Source organism: Limnobacter sp., from assembly GCF_964228395.1.
Taxonomy (GTDB): domain Bacteria; phylum Pseudomonadota; class Gammaproteobacteria; order Burkholderiales; family Burkholderiaceae_B; genus Limnobacter.
On the sequence record NZ_CAXQZX010000055.1, the window covers coordinates 60,638 to 76,198 of the forward strand.

The 15,561-nt window shown below is 57.0% G+C and carries 17 protein-coding genes; all 17 read left to right on the forward strand.

Annotation, left to right across the window (positions count from 1 at the left end; all coding sequences use genetic code 11):
• The 17 genes from ACEQU8_RS04515 (at position 1) to ACEQU8_RS04595 (ending at position 15,494) form a co-directional block, all read left to right on the forward strand.
• A complete protein-coding gene (locus tag ACEQU8_RS04515) occupies positions 1 to 1,578 on the forward strand; it encodes a chemotaxis protein CheW (protein WP_370261807.1) in 1,578 nt (525 codons plus the stop codon).
• Positions 1,579 to 1,597: 19 nt separating this feature from the next.
• A complete protein-coding gene (cheB, locus tag ACEQU8_RS04520) occupies positions 1,598 to 2,662 on the forward strand; it encodes a chemotaxis-specific protein-glutamate methyltransferase CheB (RefSeq protein ID WP_370261808.1) in 1,065 nt (354 codons plus the stop codon).
• A 30-nt stretch (positions 2,663 to 2,692) separates the two neighbouring features.
• Positions 2,693 to 3,307, forward strand: coding sequence for a HEAT repeat domain-containing protein (locus tag ACEQU8_RS04525; protein ID WP_370261809.1), 615 nt, complete (start codon positions 2,693 to 2,695; stop codon positions 3,305 to 3,307).
• Between the two features lie 3 nt (positions 3,308 to 3,310).
• Positions 3,311 to 4,159 carry a protein-glutamate O-methyltransferase CheR gene (locus ACEQU8_RS04530; protein WP_370261811.1) on the forward strand — a complete coding sequence of 283 codons (849 nt, stop codon included), beginning with the start codon at positions 3,311 to 3,313 and terminating at the stop codon, positions 4,157 to 4,159.
• The gene (locus ACEQU8_RS04535) at positions 4,156 to 4,527 is read left to right on the forward strand and encodes a response regulator transcription factor (RefSeq protein ID WP_370261812.1); all 372 of its coding nucleotides are present in this window, start codon (positions 4,156 to 4,158) and stop codon (positions 4,525 to 4,527) included. Before ACEQU8_RS04530 ends, ACEQU8_RS04535 begins: the two co-directional genes overlap by 4 nt.
• Complete coding sequence (locus ACEQU8_RS04540) at positions 4,524 to 6,935, forward strand: chemotaxis protein CheW (RefSeq protein ID WP_370261814.1); 2,412 nt, start codon at positions 4,524 to 4,526, stop codon at positions 6,933 to 6,935. The genes ACEQU8_RS04535 and ACEQU8_RS04540 overlap by 4 nt, the downstream gene beginning before the upstream one ends.
• Entirely contained in the window at positions 6,932 to 7,186 is a 255-nt protein-coding gene (locus ACEQU8_RS04545) for a hypothetical protein (protein WP_370261816.1), read from the forward strand. The genes ACEQU8_RS04540 and ACEQU8_RS04545 overlap by 4 nt, the downstream gene beginning before the upstream one ends.
• The gene (locus tag ACEQU8_RS04550) at positions 7,183 to 7,557 is read left to right on the forward strand and encodes a response regulator (protein WP_370261818.1); all 375 of its coding nucleotides are present in this window, start codon (positions 7,183 to 7,185) and stop codon (positions 7,555 to 7,557) included. The genes ACEQU8_RS04545 and ACEQU8_RS04550 overlap by 4 nt, the downstream gene beginning before the upstream one ends.
• A gap of 2 nt (positions 7,558 to 7,559) precedes the next feature.
• Positions 7,560 to 8,810, forward strand: a complete 1,251-nt coding sequence (locus ACEQU8_RS04555) for a methyl-accepting chemotaxis protein (RefSeq protein WP_370261820.1) — start codon at positions 7,560 to 7,562, stop codon at positions 8,808 to 8,810.
• Positions 8,811 to 8,830: 20 nt separating this feature from the next.
• Positions 8,831 to 9,715 (forward strand): STAS domain-containing protein, encoded by an 885-nt coding sequence (locus tag ACEQU8_RS04560; protein ID WP_370261821.1) that lies wholly within the window; start codon positions 8,831 to 8,833, stop codon positions 9,713 to 9,715.
• A complete protein-coding gene (locus tag ACEQU8_RS04565; RefSeq protein WP_370261822.1) occupies positions 9,712 to 10,107 on the forward strand; it encodes an STAS domain-containing protein in 396 nt (131 codons plus the stop codon). The genes ACEQU8_RS04560 and ACEQU8_RS04565 overlap by 4 nt, the downstream gene beginning before the upstream one ends.
• Before the next feature lie 4 nt (positions 10,108 to 10,111).
• Positions 10,112 to 10,510: an ATP-binding protein gene (locus tag ACEQU8_RS04570; RefSeq protein WP_370261824.1), complete on the forward strand. Its 399-nt coding sequence runs from the start codon at positions 10,112 to 10,114 to the stop codon at positions 10,508 to 10,510.
• On the forward strand, positions 10,507 to 10,908 hold the full coding sequence (locus tag ACEQU8_RS04575) for an ATP-binding protein (protein ID WP_370261826.1): 402 nt from the start codon (positions 10,507 to 10,509) through the stop codon (positions 10,906 to 10,908). The genes ACEQU8_RS04570 and ACEQU8_RS04575 overlap by 4 nt, the downstream gene beginning before the upstream one ends.
• A gap of 26 nt (positions 10,909 to 10,934) precedes the next feature.
• Entirely contained in the window at positions 10,935 to 11,540 is a 606-nt protein-coding gene (locus ACEQU8_RS04580; protein ID WP_370261828.1) for a SpoIIE family protein phosphatase, read from the forward strand.
• Positions 11,533 to 12,615 carry a sensor histidine kinase gene (locus ACEQU8_RS04585; protein ID WP_370261830.1) on the forward strand — a complete coding sequence of 361 codons (1,083 nt, stop codon included), beginning with the start codon at positions 11,533 to 11,535 and terminating at the stop codon, positions 12,613 to 12,615. Before ACEQU8_RS04580 ends, ACEQU8_RS04585 begins: the two co-directional genes overlap by 8 nt.
• Positions 12,593 to 12,961 (forward strand): response regulator, encoded by a 369-nt coding sequence (locus ACEQU8_RS04590; RefSeq protein ID WP_370261831.1) that lies wholly within the window; start codon positions 12,593 to 12,595, stop codon positions 12,959 to 12,961. The genes ACEQU8_RS04585 and ACEQU8_RS04590 overlap by 23 nt, the downstream gene beginning before the upstream one ends.
• A gap of 199 nt (positions 12,962 to 13,160) precedes the next feature.
• Positions 13,161 to 15,494, forward strand: coding sequence for a GAF domain-containing protein (locus ACEQU8_RS04595; protein ID WP_370261833.1), 2,334 nt, complete (start codon positions 13,161 to 13,163; stop codon positions 15,492 to 15,494).
• Positions 15,495 to 15,561: the final 67 nt, after the last annotated feature.

The following is a 15,561-nucleotide window of genomic DNA, read 5'->3' on the forward strand; positions in this document are numbered from 1 at the left end:
ATGAGCGATATCATTGAAGACGATGTGGCGGTGTTGGAGCAGGGCACTGCCCCGCCCGCCGACGAGGCCAAGGAACACGACACCGACGTTCACCAATTTGTGATCTTCGTGGTCAACGGCGAAGTGTTTGCCGTGGACATGAGCCCCGTGCAAGAAATCATTCGCGTGCCCGAGGTGGTGCGGGTGCCCATGGCTCCCCACTCGCTGGAAGGCTTGTCCAACCTGCGTGGCAAGGTGCTGCCCATCATATCCCTGCGTCGAATCTTCGGATTCGATGAGCAGGACTATGACGACTCCACCCGCGCCATCGTGATTGACCAAGGCCAGCCCCTGGGCTTTGTGGTGGACCGTGTGGTCAGCGTGGTGGCGGTGGAAACCCGCCTTATTGAAGACGTCACCGCCCTGGATGGCACGGTGGATACCGAGCTGCTGTGCGGCCTGCTGAAGAACATCAGCGGCTTTGACATGGTGATGGTCATGGACTTTGGCAGACTCATCAGCCGCGAGTTCAAGGACATCAGCAAATTGTCCAAGGCCCACGCCAGCAAAGCCCTGCTGGGGCAGGCGGGGGAAGACGCCGACGATCAAGCCATTTCGGACGAACTGCAATTGGTGAGCTTTGAAGTGGCCGGGCAGGAATACGCCGTGGCCATCGAAGAAGTGCAGGAAATCGTGCAGGTGCCCGAGAAAGTCATTCACGTGCCGCATTCAGAGTCCCATGTGTTGGGTGTCATGACCCTGCGCAACCGGCTTTTGCCTTTGGTGTCGCTGCGTGCCATGTTCGACCTGCCTCGCCAAAGCGCAGACGAGCACAGCCGCATCGTGGTCATCTCGGTGGGGTCGGTCTCGGTGGGCGTGGTGATGGACACCGTCAACGAGGTGCTTCGCGTGCCCAAAAGCGCTGTGGATGAAATGCCTGGCTTGTTTGCCCGCAGTGGCAATCTGTCTGACATCACTCAAATTTGCCGCCTGAACAACGGCAAACGTTTGGTCTCCATCATTTCCGCAGAAAACATGTTCAAACACACCGCGGTGAAAGACGCATTGAACAGGGTAGACAACATGGACGAGCAGTCATTGAACCAGTCGGCAGACCTTGAAGAAGAGGGCAGCGACGACGAGGAACAGGTGGTGGTGTTCAAACTTAACGATGAAGAGTTTGGCGTGCCTATTAACAGCGTACAAGAAATTGTTCGCGTGCCCGAAGAGCTGACCCATGTGCCCAAAGCACCATCCTATGTTGAAGGTGTAATCAACCTGCGTGGATCGGTACTGCCTGTGATTGACCAGCGCTTGCGCCTGGGCATGAGCAGCGCAGAACGCAACGACCGTCAACGCATCATGGTGTACCTGTTTGACAACGTGCGCATGGGTTTCATTGTCGACTCTGTGACCGAAGTGTTGAAGATCAACAAGGCCGCCATTGAAACATCGCCCGAGTTGTCTGAAGAGCAGCACACCCTGATTGGTCGCGTGGCCAACATGGAAAAGCAAAAGCGCATGATCCAGCTGATTGACCCTTCCCGCCTGATGGACAGAAAGGAAGTGGCCGGTCTGGGTGCGTTGATGAAGTCTTGATGTGTAGTCGAGGTGAGCCGTGATCAAGTTGTTGATTGTTGATGATTCTGCGCTAATGCGCCGCCAGCTGGCCAAGCTGTTCGAGTCTGAGGGTGACTTTCAAATCAGCCTGGCCCGCAACGGGGCTGAAGCTGTTCGGGAAAATCTGGAATTTGAACCAGATGTGCTCACGCTGGACATCAATATGCCAGAAATGGACGGACTCACCGCACTGGCCGAAATCATGGCCAGTCGGCCTGTGCCCGTGGTCATGGTGTCCTCGCTCACCGAGCGGGGCGCCTTGGCCACCTTTGAGGCTTTGGCCTTGGGCGCAGTCGATTACCTGGCCAAGCCAGACGGCACAATCTCCCTTTCGCTGCAAGAAATTGGTGGCGAGTTGATTCGCAAGGTGCGCCAAGCGGCACGCTCCAAAATCAAACGTGCACCCAGCGGTGCGCGCAAATTTGAGCGCCCGGCCCCAGCCCCCAAAACTGCCTCTGGGCGCACCCCACGCCAAGCGGTGGGTGATGGTCTGGTGCTGGTGGGCGTATCCACCGGTGGCCCCCGCACACTTGAAGACATTTTGCCAAAGCTTCCAGCCGATTACCCCTGGCCCATTTTGGTGGCGCAACACATGCCCGCCACCTTCACCCTGCCCTTTGCAAACCGCATGAACGACATGTGCGAGTTGCGTGTGGTCGAGGCCAGCAAACCCATGATGCTCGAGCCCGGCACGGTGTATATCGGCAAAGGCGGGGCAGACATGGTGGTGACCTCACGTTCAGGTCAATTGGGTGTCATGGCACGACCAGAGAACAACCAGTTTTTGTGGCACCCCTCGGTGGAGTTGTTGGGCCGCAGCGCCTTGGAGCATTGCCCCGCCAACAAAATCATTGGGGTGATGCTCACTGGCATGGGGCACGACGGGGCCGATGCTTTTGCAAACATTAAAAAACAGGGTGGGAGAACCATTGCAGAGTCGCAAGAAAGTGCCGTGGTGTTTGGCATGCCTTGCGAGCTGATAGAACGCGCTGGCGCCACTGTGGTGATTACCGCAGACAAAGTGGCTGCGCAATTGATCGCCTGGTCGGAGCGACCCCTTTAACAAGAACATCAACTCAAGCGAGGTGGCTTCATGCCCTTTGTAAAAAGCAACATCAGCGCGGTTCAGAGCAACACGGAAGAAGAGTCCGTTGCCACATGGCTGGCTCAACTCGATCACCCACAAGCCAGTGAGCGGCGCCACGCTGCCATTCAATTGGCCAAAGTGTCGGGGGCCAGCAAAGCTTTGTCAGCACGCCTTTGGAAAGAAAGCGATGCCTCTGTGCGCGAAGTGATCATCACCGCCATGGTTGCCCAGCGTGACAAAGTGACCTTGGACACACTCATTGCCTGCCTGCGCACCGAGGATGCCAACCTGCGCAACGAAGCCATAGAGGCGATCAAGAACCTGCCCAATGAAATCGGTCCGCACATCGACAGTCTACTGGCCGATGCAGACGCCGATGTGCGCATATTCACCGTGAATATTCTGCACACCTTGCCGCACCCCGACACCGAGCGCTGGCTATGCCGCCTGCTGCACAGCGACCACAACCCCAATGTGTGCGGCGCTGCGCTAGACGTTCTTGCCGAAATGGGCAGCACCAACTGTGCCCCGCACATTCAGGCGGCGCTAACCCGATTCCCCGACGAGCCGTACCTGCAATTTGCAGGGCAGCTTGCCCTGAAACGCGTGACTCAAGGGTGAACCATGTTGGAAACCGAAGCACATCTGAGCATTGAAGACTTCCGGAAATTCCAGGAGTTCTTCTATAGAAAAACGGGTATCCAGTTTGACGACTCCAAGCGCTACTTTGTCGACAAGCGCATTCTGGAACGCATGGAAGCCACCCAGTCGGACACTTTCCGCAGCTACTTCATGTTGCTGCGCTTTGATGGCACCGGCCAGGAATTGCAGGCCTTGGTCAACGTGATGACCGTGAACGAAACCTACTTTTTTCGGGAAGACTACCAGTTCACCTGCCTGGTGCGCTCCATGTTGAAAGAGGTGGTGCAGCGCAAGCAAGACGACAGTCCCATTCGCATTTGGTCTGTGCCATCGTCTTCGGGTGAAGAGGCCTACACCATTGCAATGCACCTGCTGGAAACATGGCCGCACATCAACAAGTACGATGTCGAAATTATTTCATCCGACATCGACACCAAAATTCTTGACCAGGCCCGTCGGGGTTTGTACACAGCTCGCTCTGTGCAGCATGTCCCACCTTACATGCTCGAAAAATATTTTCGCAAAGTGGGTGATCAGTACCAAATTTGCGACGATCTGCGCGGCGCGGTTGAATTCACACGCGTGAACTTGGTGGATCCCGCTGATGTCCGGCACTACCGCAACTTTGATGTGGTGTTTTGCCGCAACTTGCTGATCTACTTCGACGATCTTTCGCGCCGCAAAGCCGCCGAAGCCATGTACGACGCCCTTGTGCCGGGTGGGTTTGTGTGCCTTGGACACTCAGAATCCATGAGCCGAATTTCATCCCTGTTCCAGGCCAGAAAATTTCCTGAAACCATCGTTTATCAAAAATCATTGGAGGCCGTATGAGCCGAATTCTCGTCATCGATGACGCGGCCACTGTGCGTCAATACCACCGCGGCACTCTGGAGAGCGCAGGTTACACCGTGGATGAAGCCATGAACGGCCTGGAGGCCATCGAGAAAGTGCTTCAATCACCCTACGACCTGTACCTGGTCGATGTGAACATGCCCAAGATGGACGGTTACAGTTTTGTACGCCAATTGCGCGGCATGCAAGTGCACCAGGCGCCCGCCATCATGGTGTCCACCGAGTCTGAAGCGCACGACCAAACCATGGCCTACCAGGCTGGAGCCAACCTTTACCTTTGCAAGCCAGCCAAGCCACAAGCACTGTTGGGTTATGTGGCCATGTTGCTGGGAAGGAAGACCCCATGAATCCGCTTTTAGAGCAATTCCTGGCAGAAAACCGGGATTGTCTGCAATCCATCGGTGAAAAGTTGCTGGCACTTGAGCGAGAGCCCGGCAGCACCGACCTGCTCAATGAATTGTTCCGGTTGGTTCATACCTTGAAAGGCAACAGCGGGCTCTTCGACTTCCCCGAAATGACGCGCGTCTTGCACGCCGGCGAAGACCTCATGGATGCCGTTAGAAACGGTCAAGTGCAGTATTCAGACGATTTGGCCGACGAGCTGCTGAACATGGTCGACTTTGTGACCTTGCTCAACGACGAAATTGAGCAGCATGGTCAGTTGTCAGGCGCCCACGTAGCACAAGCCGCCGAATTGGTGAAAGCCTTGCGTGCCATGTTGGCCGAGCAGGGCGACGCCAGCGATGCACAAGCCGACGCGCAGGCGGGGCTTGCCGCGGCTGCCACCCCGCGTGGTCTGGCCGATGTGCCTGTGGCCCTTCGTCAGCAATGGGCGCAAGAACACTCACCCGAGCAGCCCCACATTTGGTTGCAATACGAACCGGAGCCTTCCTGCTTTTTTAAAGGCGAAGACCCGTTTTTCCAGTTTCGGCAGGTGCCGCGCGTGCAATGGTGCGGCATCGAAGCCTTACAACCCTGGTCTTCACCCCAAGAACTCGACCCCTACACCAGCAACCTGCGCTTCATGGCGGTCAGCAACGCCCCCTTGGACGAGCTGGCGGCCTTGTTCCGTTACGTGCCAGAGCAAATCACCATCCAGGCCTTGACCCCGGCCATGTTGCTGGACATCCCCAGCGCTGCCCAGGCCAGTCGGGTTTCCAGTGTCAATGCCGAACACCTGTGCCGTATTCTGGACGCCCAAATTGGCGTGCTCTCGCTGGATGACAAACCCAGTTGGGCCGCTGGTCGCCTGGAGGCGGTGGCCAACACGCTTCGCTCCTGCTGTGTGGTGGAAGAGCTCAGTGACGCACTGCCAGCGCTTGAACTGGCCTTGGCCGAGTCGCTGCAGAGCAGCACACCTGGCCCGCTCAAAGGCTGGTGCCTGGATGTGCGCGCGGGCGTGGTTGGCTTGGCCAGCGAGCCCCCAGCCCAGCAGCAAGAGCCCAGCGCGGCTCCTGGCCAGGGCGCAGCCCCCAATCCCGCTGCCTCAGGTTCCGCCCATCAAGCCACACCGGCTCAAGGGGCTGCGTCAGCGCCCAGTGCTGCGGCCTCTCGCAAGTCAGACGAGCCGGCCGGTGCCGTTAAAACCCTCAAGGTAGATCAAGTGAAGGTGGATCGCCTCATGGGGCTGATCGGCGAAATCGTGGTGGCAAAAAACAGCTTGCCCTACTTGGCCTCGCGCGCTGAAAACCATTATGGCAGTCGCGAAATGGCGCGCGAAATCAAGGCCCAGTACGCCGTGATCAACCGCATCGCCGAAGAAATGCAAGACGCCATCATGCAAGTGCGCATGATGCCCGTGTCTTTTGTGCTGCAGCGTTTTCCGCGCCTGGTGCGCGACATCTCCAAGAAGCTGCACAAAGAGGTTGAGCTCATCATTGAAGGCGAAGAGACCGAGATCGACAAAAACATTGTCGAGGCTTTGGGTGATCCGCTCATCCACATTGTGCGCAACAGCCTGGACCACGGTTTGGAGTTGCCCGAGCAGCGCATCAAGGCAGGCAAGTCGGCCACGGGCACCTTGCGCATTCGCGCCAGCCAAGAGTCCGACCGCGTCATCATCGACATCACTGACGATGGCAAAGGCATCGACCCCACCATCATCAAAACCAAGGCCTATGAAAAAGGCCTCATTGATGAAGCCACGCTGGAGCGTATCAGCGATCAAGAGGCTGTCAATCTGATCTTTGCGGCCGGGTTTTCTACCTCCGAGACCATCTCTGATCTCTCCGGTCGGGGCGTGGGCATGGATGTGGTGCGCAATGCCATCGAAAAGGTCAACGGAACCGTTAGCCTTCAAAGTCAAGTGGGGAAAGGCACGCAATTACGGCTCTCTCTTCCGCTTTCAATGGCAGTGACCAACGTTATGCTTATACAAAGCAGTGGGCAATTGTTTGGTGTGCCCATGGATTGTGTGGTCGAAACCGTCCGCCTGCCCAAGGCAGAAATCCACGGCATCAAACAAGCCCGCACCACCGTGCTGCGGGGGCAGGTGATTCCCCTGTTATCGCTCAACGAATTGCTGGCTTTAAATACGCAACCGCAGCTCAATGACGAAGGCGAACATGCAGTGCTGGTTCTGCGTCACGATGGTGAGCATGTGGGTGTGTTGGTCGATGATTTTCAAGAAACCATCGACATCATTCTCAAGCCCATGACCGGCATTCTGGCCAGCCTGGGCGTGTATTCTGGTTCTGCCTTGCTGGGAGACGGATCAGTCTTGATGGTACTCAACCCCAGGGAGCTGATCCAATGAGCCTCACCTTCAATGAAAACCTTGCCACCGTGCAAGACACCGCCACCGTCGAAGACGCCGAGCAGTTATTGGGTTGGGCTTTGGTGACTGAAAACCCTCAACTGGATTTGCGTGCATGCACCCATGTGCACGCCGCCGTGCTGCAAGTGATGATGGCACTCGAAATACCCGTGCTGCACGCACCAGAAGACCCCAATTTCAATCGTTGGCTGCAAGCGGCCCTGTTAACCCCCCAAGGAGAAATGTCATGACCAAACGAATCATGGTTGTGGACGATTCGGCCACCATGTTGATGAGCGTCAAAACCAATCTGGAAATGAATGGCTACAACGTTGAAACAGCCCAGGACGGTGTGCAGGCGCTGAACAAGCTCAAAACTGCAGGCAAGATGGACCTGATGATCACCGACATCAACATGCCCAATATGAACGGCCTGGAGTTGATTCAACAAACCCGGGCATTGCCCGGCGGCCGCTTCATGCCGATTCTGGCGCTCACCACCGAGAGCCAGCAAAGCAAACGCGACGAGGCCAAAAAATTTGGCGCCACTGGCTGGTTGGTCAAGCCCATCAGTGGTCCAGACCTCATCAAAGTGATCAAGCAAGTCTTGCCCGGGGCGTAATCATGGCTGCCAATCCAACCCTACTGCAACCCACATTCAAGCCTTGGCCCGCACTGCTGCGGCGCCCGGTGGTGGTCGCCAGCCTGGTGTTGGTGGTCAATGCATTCTGTCTGGGGTTGGCGTTTGGCTGGTTGGGCTTGCAGTCTTCCGCTTGGCTGGTGTCGGTGTGGGTGTTGTTGGGTGGCGGGCTTGCTCTGCTGGCTTACCACAGCGCTTCACAACGAATGGCCCAGATTGCCAAGCGTGAGTCGTCCTTGCACGCCCGGCAAGAGCCAGTTTCTGGCGCCATGCCCACACTTGTGGAAAACCCCATGGTCAAAACCATGGCTTTGAGCGACGATTTGGATCAACAAATGGGGGTTCAAATCAATCGCGTTGTTCAAGACACCGAGTTGGCTGCCATGAGCCTCATTGAGCGAGTGAACTCCCTCAACAAGGATGCGCACGCCGTGGTGGATTACCTTCAGCATTCCACCACCCACGCAGGCGACATGGAGCACGAAATAGGCCTGAGCCTCGACCTCATCGGCAACATCGGCGAGTTTGTGCAGCGCCTGCCCGAGCGCGTTCAAAAAGACATGGGCCTAATCCAACAGGCCAACGAAAAGGTCAGTGGTCTTTTGGGCCTCATCGAAGACATCAATGCGATCAGCAAACGCACCGACATTCTGGCCATCAACGCCAGCATCGAAGCCGCACGGGCTGGTGAAGTGGGTCGGGGCTTTGCCATCGTGGCCGACGAGGTGCGCAAGCTGTCCTTGGGCACTCGCACACTGGCAGGCAACATCGACAGTGGCTTAAAAGAGCTGAACAAAACCATCTCCCAAAGCCTGGCTGCGTTTGTCAACAACGCCAAAACACAATCCCACGAGGCCGAGGGCATGGTGCAGTCCATCGCCAAGCTGCAAAACAGCCACGAAGACATGCGCCAGTATTACAAAACCCTGTTTGCCGTGGTCAGCAAACACAACGGCGACTTGGCCAACCAAATTTCTTGCATGTTGGGCGACATTCAGTTCCAGGATGTGCTTCGGCAGCGGCTCGAGCGTGCCCTGGAGGCCATTGCGCATCGTGGGCTGGTGTTCTCTCGCCTGAGTGATTTGCACGCACTGGAGCCTTCGCAAATGCAGGCCATCGAAGCCGAACTGGTGGCCGTGTGCGAAGCCTACCGCGCCCACGAAGTACAGCATTCACCCATTGACAACTCATCCGAACAAGCCGAGGGTGGTTTGTCCAGGGTTGAGCTTTTTTAATTGAATAACATGGAGCAACCATGAGCACACCTGTATCCGCTTCCATCGCATCACTTCTGGTGGCCCAGCGCGACAATATTCTCAACGAGTGGGTCAGCAGCCTGCTTGGCTTGTGGTCCAAAAACTACCCCGGTTCGTTGAACGAAGCCGAGCTGCGCGCTCAAGTCGACAAGCTGCTCGGCGAGGTCATTGAGCAATTCAATGCGGAGCATGGCACGCCAGAGTTCGATGTGATTCGCGCACGCACCATCGAGACCATTCGACAAATCAGCATCAGCCGGGCCAAGCAGGGCTTCAAGCCCACCGACACCGCGCAATTGGTGTTCTTCTTGAAAAACATTTGCACCAACGCCTTGAATTCCGCCAGTGGCATGGATTCCAGCCCACGCGCCACCATGCTGATTGCCCTGCAAGATGTGTTGGACCACCTCTCGCTTGCCAACTTCGAAAGTTACGTTGAAACCCGCGAAAAAGTGATCGCCCAGCAAAGCCTGTCTTTGCAAGAACTGTCCAGCCCCGTCGTGCGCATGTGGGACCAAATCCTGCTGTTGCCGCTGGTGGGTGTGGTCGACACCTTTCGCGCAAGGCAAGTGACTGAGCGCCTGCTGGAGGCCATCAGCCGCTACGAGGCCGTGGTCACCATCATTGATGTCACTGGCGTGCCCGTGTTTGACACGGGTGTGGCCCGCCACATCATGAAAGCTGTGGATGCGGCCCAATTGCTGGGTTCTCGCATTGTTATTACCGGCATCAGCCCCGAAGGCGCGCAAACCCTCACCAAACTGGGCATTTCATTCGAGGGGGTGACCAGCCGTGCAACCCTTCGTGCGGGCGTGGCCGAAGCATTTGCCATGATCAACCGGCGCGTGCTCAAAATTCAACCCAACACGACGAATACCCAATGAATATACCCATACTCCGACTAGGCAATGTGCTGCTGGCGTCAGTGCAAATCGATCTGTCCGATCTGGACGCCATGCGCTTTCAGTCTGATCTGGTCAAGCAAATTTCAGAGACCGAAGCCATGGGCGTGCTCATCGACATCACCTCATTGGACATTGTCGATTCATACCTCGCGCGCATCATCAACGACACCTCCAGCATGGCCAAACTGCTGGGGGCCGAAGTCACCATCTGCGGGGTCAAGCCCTTTGTGGCCATGACCCTGGTCGAGCTTGGCAAAGACCTCATCGGTGTGGATTGCGCATTCAACCTGGAACAGGGCTTAAAAATTCTGAATGCCCGAATCGCTCGGCGCGGAGACGCGCAGCAGTGGTCATCAGATCAAGAGGATTAAATCCATGAGCTTTGAATCGGTGGCCATTTCAGAAACAGCCGACATTGTGCGAGCCCGAGGCGCGGCCCGCACACTGGCTGCACAGGCCGGGTTTAACCTGGCCGATCAAACACGCCTGGCCACTGCCGTATCGGAGTTAAGCCGCAACGCTTTGAATTACGCCGGGGGTGGTGTGTGCCAAATCACAGACCACTCCTGCGACCGCCATCGCCGCATCCGTGTCGTGGTTGAAGACCACGGCCCCGGGATTCCCGACATTACCCGCGCCACCGAAGACGGTTACAGCACGGGCGGTGGTTTGGGGGCGGGCCTGCCGGGCACCAAGCGCCTGATGGACGTGTTCGAAATCGAGTCGCGCCCGGGGCACACCCGCGTGCAGGTGGAGTTGGTGAGGCCCAAATGAGTGTGCTCAGTTTTTACCAAAGCACCGACGTGCATCTTGAGTCCGACATCGCCGCAGCCATACGCATTGCCCGCCATGCGGCCGAGCAATTGGGCTTTAACCGCACCGAGGTGGGGTATATCTCTACCGCGGCCGCCGAGTTGGCGTCCAATTTGTTTGTGCATGCAAAAAACGGTGAATTCGGGGTGTACTGCAGCGAATTCCCTCCGGGCATCACCCTTCAAACCCGCGACGACGGGCCGGGCATTGCCAACGTAGAACTTGCGCTTTCAGAGGGGTTTAGCACGGCTGGGGGGCTGGGGTGTGGTTTGCCCGGCGTCAAGCGCCTCATGGACAACCTGGAAATACAGCCCCGGCCGGAAGGGGGCACCGTGATCACTGCTCAAAAATGGAAATAAGCGTTTCTCACACCAGCCGCCCTTGTATGGGGGAATCTGCCTGCGGTGACCAAGTCGCCCACTGGCATTTCCCGGGTGGCATGTTGTTGGCCTTGGCCGATGGGCTTGGCCACGGTCCGCAGGCGCAAGACGCGGCGGCGCTGGCCATGCACACCTTGGGCAAGCAGGTCGGCTCTCTTCAGGCCAATAAAACCCTCGCCAACTGCAGCGATTTGTTTTCGCTGTGCGACAAAACCCTCGAAGGCTCTCGCGGCGCAGCCATGGCCTTGGGCCTGCTTGACCATGCACAAAGCACAGTCGAGTTGGCCTCAGTCGGCAATGTGCGCATTCGGGTGTTGCGTCAACAGCAACGCGACCTCAGCGTGGCCGCCTCGCGTGGCATAGTGGGGGCGGGTTATCAAACGCTCACACCCGAAACCATTCGCCTCCACGACGGGGATTTGGTGGTTTTGTTTTCTGATGGCATGGATGAACTGGCGAATATTCGTGAGTTTTTAAATCCACAAGCCACCCCGGCTGAAATGCAACGCTCAGTGCATTCACTGGTGTCTGCGTTTGGCAAGCACAATGATGATGTCGCCGTGTTGGTGTATCGGCACGGCAGCACGCTGCCGGAGCCTGCCCATGCGTGACGAGGCCCTGCGATACAGCGAATTGCTCCAACGTTTTGTGCTGGGTGTGGGGCAACAAAGCACCGAAGCCGACCTGGCCGAGGCCTTTGAATTGGGCCGCACTTTGGTTGAAAAACAAGTGCCACCTGATGAACTCATGGGCATACATCACGAGGCCGTGGTGTCTCTTGCCCAGTCTTCTTCCAATTTGCCTTTTGCTGAAGTGGCCGAGCGCATCACCGCACCTTTGCTAGAGTTGTCCATGGCCTACGGCTTGGCCTTTCGCAAACAAACCGAAGACCACGTCAACCAGCTGATGCGCGCCCGTTACGAACGCACCAGCCGCTTGCAGGCGGTGGCCACGCTGGCCTCTGGCATTGCGCACGATTTCAACAACATTGTGGGCAGTATTCAAGGTCACGCCGAGTTGATCGAGGACCACCTGCCCGAATGCCCCAGCCTGGCCCGCCACACCCAGCCCATTTTGAAAGGCTGCCAACGCGCCGGCGCCCTGGTGGAACAAATGCTCACCTTTGCCCGCCAGCAACCAGTTCAGGCTCTGCCTGTCAACCTGGCCGAGCAGGTGCACGAGTGCGCCAGGCTGATCCGATCTTCCATGCCTGCTCAAATTCGCTTACAGGTGGAGGAGCACATTGAACCGCCTTGGGTGCAAGGCGATCCCGGTGCTTTGGGGCAGCTCATCATGAATCTGGCCTTGAACGCCAAAGACGCCATCGAGGGCGCGGGTCGCGTGCGTCTTGTTTTGCAAGCTGTTGAAGGGCAGCCGCCGTTGGAACACATCGATTCACCCCAGCATCAGGTGTTGCTGTTGGTGCAAGACACTGGCAGTGGCATGCCACAAAACGTCATTTCGCAAATTTTTAACCCGTTTTTTACCACCAAGCCACCGGGCAGCGGCTCGGGCTTGGGCTTGTCGGTGGTGCATGGCATTGTGTCCCACCTGGGTGGACTCATCGAAGTGCGCAGTAGCCCTGGCCAGGGCACCACTTTTTTTATTCAACTGCCCACCTTGCGGCCAGTTGTTCCACTGCTAGAAAAAAGGAGCTCAGAGTATGAGCAATATTCTGCTAATTGAAGACGATGAGCTGTACCGCGACATGCTGTTGGAGATGCTTCAGCGCGAGGGTCACAGCGTGGACGTGGCCGGTGACGGTCAAGAGGGCCTGGCCAAATTGCAGGGCAAATCGGTGGATTTGGTGATCACCGACATCCTCATGCCCAATATGGATGGCATCGAAACCATCATGGCCTTGGTCAAGGCCAAATCCAACATGCCCGTGATCGCCATGTCGGGGGGGCGGCGCTCCATTAGCCCGGCCTTCAACTTGGAATCAGCAAGGCTCATGGGGGTTAAAGCCACCTTGACCAAACCCTTTACCCGGGCGCAATTAAAAGACGCTTTGTCCGTGGCGTTGGGGTAAAGCTGCTGTGCGTGTTTCGCCACAGGGGGTTGGTGCAAAAGGCACCAGGTTTTAGAACAATGGTTAAATCAACCCCCTTTATTGGTTAACGCTGTAGCGCAAAAAATTCACGTATTAGATACTTGAATGGACAGAGAAGCAGGCACGCTTAAGTGGCCTGAATACAAGCGCCCTAAAGCGTACTTAAACTGGGTAATCCATGAACCAATGCTACGAGTCCTGCGATCTTCAAGAAACAGAGCGCCTGGCCGAGCTGTACAAACTGGGTGTTCTAGATACGCCCCCGCAAATCGAACTGGACGCCCTGGTCAACCTTGGGCGCAGTCTTTTTAATTCAGCCATTTGCGCGGTGTCCATGGTGGACAAAGAGCGCTTGTGGTTCAAATCCAGTGTGGGCTCGCCGGTTAAAGAGGTGCCACGCGATATCTCTTTTTGTTCCATCACCATTGAGCGCGACCACCCTCTGGCGGTCAACAACGCCTTGCAAGACCCGCGTTTTAATTCCAATCCTTTGGTGGTCGAAGGGCCGCAGTTGCGTTCCTATCTCGGTGTGCCCATCAAAACACGCTCGGGTCACCGCGTGGGTAGCTTTTGTGTCATTGACAACACGCCGCGCCAGTGGAGCCATGTGGATGTCAACATTGCTAGGGAGTTCGCCTCGCTGGCTGAGGCCCTCATTTTAAAAGGCGCAGAAGGCCAGGTCTTGGCATTTCCGGCCCCAAGTGCTGACGACTGGGAGCCCGTGTCCGAGTCGGTCGAATTCAAAACCGTGTGGACCCGCGATCTTCGTGACAACACCGTTGTACTGGAGCCCGATTTTGCCCGGCGCATCGGGTTGGACGGTCGAACCCGGATCAGTAAAGACTGGTTTACCCGCCAGGTGCTCGATTGTGACCGCGAATTGGTGTACGCCGCCCGCAGCCGGGCCGATGGTGAGCCGTTCCACTACCAACTGGGTTTGGTCGATGGGGGGGTCTTGCAAATCACCGAGCGTGTTAGCCTGGAGCAGCTTGATAGCCACCCGGTCAAGGTGGGGCGCATTCAAGGACGCGACCTGCGTGTGGGGCAATCCCCCAGGGTGGTTGAGCAGGCCGAGGAGGGTGCCACGCCAAAGCCGCGTTCCCACACCCAGGGCCAAATTTATGTGGGCTTCGACCTATCCGTGGCATTGGACAAAGGTCTGTGCGTTGAAGGCGATGCCTATGGTGCGGGTCGCTTCCTGGACATGGTTCACCCAGCGCACATTGCCGATGTGTTGCACGTGATGCGCCAACTGCGCGCTGGCAGCCCCGCCTGTACGCTCACACTCGACCTCAACATGGGCCAGGGGCGCTTTGATACTTACCTGGTGGACATGAGCTATGTCAGCGAATCCAACCTGGATGGGCACAGTGGCTTCTTGGTGCGCTATTGCCTGGAAAACCCGACCATGGCACCTGTGGTCAACCTGGAAGACATCTACCACCAAGAGCATGTCAAAACCCAAACCGCCACAGCTGGATGGGTGTACGAGGCCAGCACGCAGGCCCTGCACGTGTCGCGCCCCCTGCGGCAGTTGCTGCGTTTAAACCGCCGCTCGCCCACGCTAGACGACCTTATTGTTGGTTTGGAAACTTTTTCTGGCCTCAGCCTGCGCGCACTGGTGGCTCAGTTGCTCCGTGGTGAAAAAACCCAAAACCTGGAATGGAAAACCGAATGCGCGGGGCAAACCAACTGGTACAACCTGCAAACTTCGCCCCTGCACAACCGGGGTGGTGATCTCAAAGGGTTCAGTGGTTTTGTGTCCGACATCACCGAGTCGCGCCGTGCACAGCTCAATGCCGAAAGCAGCCACTTCACCTACGACCTCATCGTTCAAGGCCTCTGCGATGGTGTGCTTGAATTTGACGAACACGACAGTCTCGTGTTTTTCAACCGCAACGCCAGAGACCTCCTCATGGCCCAGGCCGATCACTTGCGCCTGGGGCAATCCATACGCCAGGTGTTCCCGCAACTCAACGAGGTAGAACTGCATCGCGCCAAAGCCAGCCTCACCATGCAGGGCCTGTCCAAGCCCTTGGAGCTTTACCTGGCCAATGCCCGCAAGCACATTCAAGTGCGTTTGGCCCGTGGCTACGGCAAATATTTTGTGCTCATCAATGACCACACCGAACACAAAACCAACCTGCTCAACCTGGAGTTGACCAAAAAAGCCTTGTCGTCTTCCACCAAAGGGTATGTGCTGTTGCGCCACAACCCGATGGAAGAGGGCAATTTCGAGTTGGTCTACATGAACGATGTCATCCAGGGTTTGCTGCCCGGCACACAAAGTAAAGCGCGCATCAGCGCGCAATGGCTGGCGCAATGCTTCTTAAGCCCCTTTGCCCGGTTGCGTTTAATTTCACTGCTCAACCGCGCTGGCAGCAACAATGCTCGCTTTACCGTCAAAGTGCGCAATGCCGCCAACTTGTCTTGCGAGGTCGACATCGCGCGCATTTACAACCCACGCTTGGGCTTGCTCGAGGTGGTGCTCAGCTTCACCTTGCCCGACTAAGCCCTTCCCTTTGTTGGCGCCCCTCAGGGTGCCGTCATGTCGCCTGCCCGGTTCACCGCTGGCAGGC

What these genes read in the sequence shown, in the direction of transcription:
- ACEQU8_RS04540 (WP_370261814.1), top strand. Translation starts at nt 4,524, where the DNA reads ATGAATCCGCTTTTAGAGCAATTCCTGGCAGAAAACCGGGATTGTCTG.
- ACEQU8_RS04545 (WP_370261816.1), top strand. Translation starts at nt 6,932, where the DNA reads ATGAGCCTCACCTTCAATGAAAACCTTGCCACCGTGCAAGACACCGCC.
- ACEQU8_RS04565 (WP_370261822.1), top strand. Translation starts at nt 9,712, where the DNA reads ATGAATATACCCATACTCCGACTAGGCAATGTGCTGCTGGCGTCAGTG.
- ACEQU8_RS04555 (WP_370261820.1), top strand. Translation starts at nt 7,560, where the DNA reads ATGGCTGCCAATCCAACCCTACTGCAACCCACATTCAAGCCTTGGCCC.
- ACEQU8_RS04530 (WP_370261811.1), top strand. Translation starts at nt 3,311, where the DNA reads ATGTTGGAAACCGAAGCACATCTGAGCATTGAAGACTTCCGGAAATTC.
- ACEQU8_RS04525 (WP_370261809.1), top strand. Translation starts at nt 2,693, where the DNA reads ATGCCCTTTGTAAAAAGCAACATCAGCGCGGTTCAGAGCAACACGGAA.
- ACEQU8_RS04580 (WP_370261828.1), top strand. Translation starts at nt 10,935, where the DNA reads ATGGGGGAATCTGCCTGCGGTGACCAAGTCGCCCACTGGCATTTCCCG.
- ACEQU8_RS04575 (WP_370261826.1), top strand. Translation starts at nt 10,507, where the DNA reads ATGAGTGTGCTCAGTTTTTACCAAAGCACCGACGTGCATCTTGAGTCC.
- ACEQU8_RS04595 (WP_370261833.1), top strand. Translation starts at nt 13,161, where the DNA reads ATGAACCAATGCTACGAGTCCTGCGATCTTCAAGAAACAGAGCGCCTG.
- ACEQU8_RS04550 (WP_370261818.1), top strand. Translation starts at nt 7,183, where the DNA reads ATGACCAAACGAATCATGGTTGTGGACGATTCGGCCACCATGTTGATG.
- ACEQU8_RS04515 (WP_370261807.1), top strand. Translation starts at nt 1, where the DNA reads ATGAGCGATATCATTGAAGACGATGTGGCGGTGTTGGAGCAGGGCACT.
- ACEQU8_RS04585 (WP_370261830.1), top strand. Translation starts at nt 11,533, where the DNA reads ATGCGTGACGAGGCCCTGCGATACAGCGAATTGCTCCAACGTTTTGTG.
- ACEQU8_RS04560 (WP_370261821.1), top strand. Translation starts at nt 8,831, where the DNA reads ATGAGCACACCTGTATCCGCTTCCATCGCATCACTTCTGGTGGCCCAG.
- ACEQU8_RS04590 (WP_370261831.1), top strand. Translation starts at nt 12,593, where the DNA reads ATGAGCAATATTCTGCTAATTGAAGACGATGAGCTGTACCGCGACATG.
- ACEQU8_RS04535 (WP_370261812.1), top strand. Translation starts at nt 4,156, where the DNA reads ATGAGCCGAATTCTCGTCATCGATGACGCGGCCACTGTGCGTCAATAC.
- ACEQU8_RS04570 (WP_370261824.1), top strand. Translation starts at nt 10,112, where the DNA reads ATGAGCTTTGAATCGGTGGCCATTTCAGAAACAGCCGACATTGTGCGA.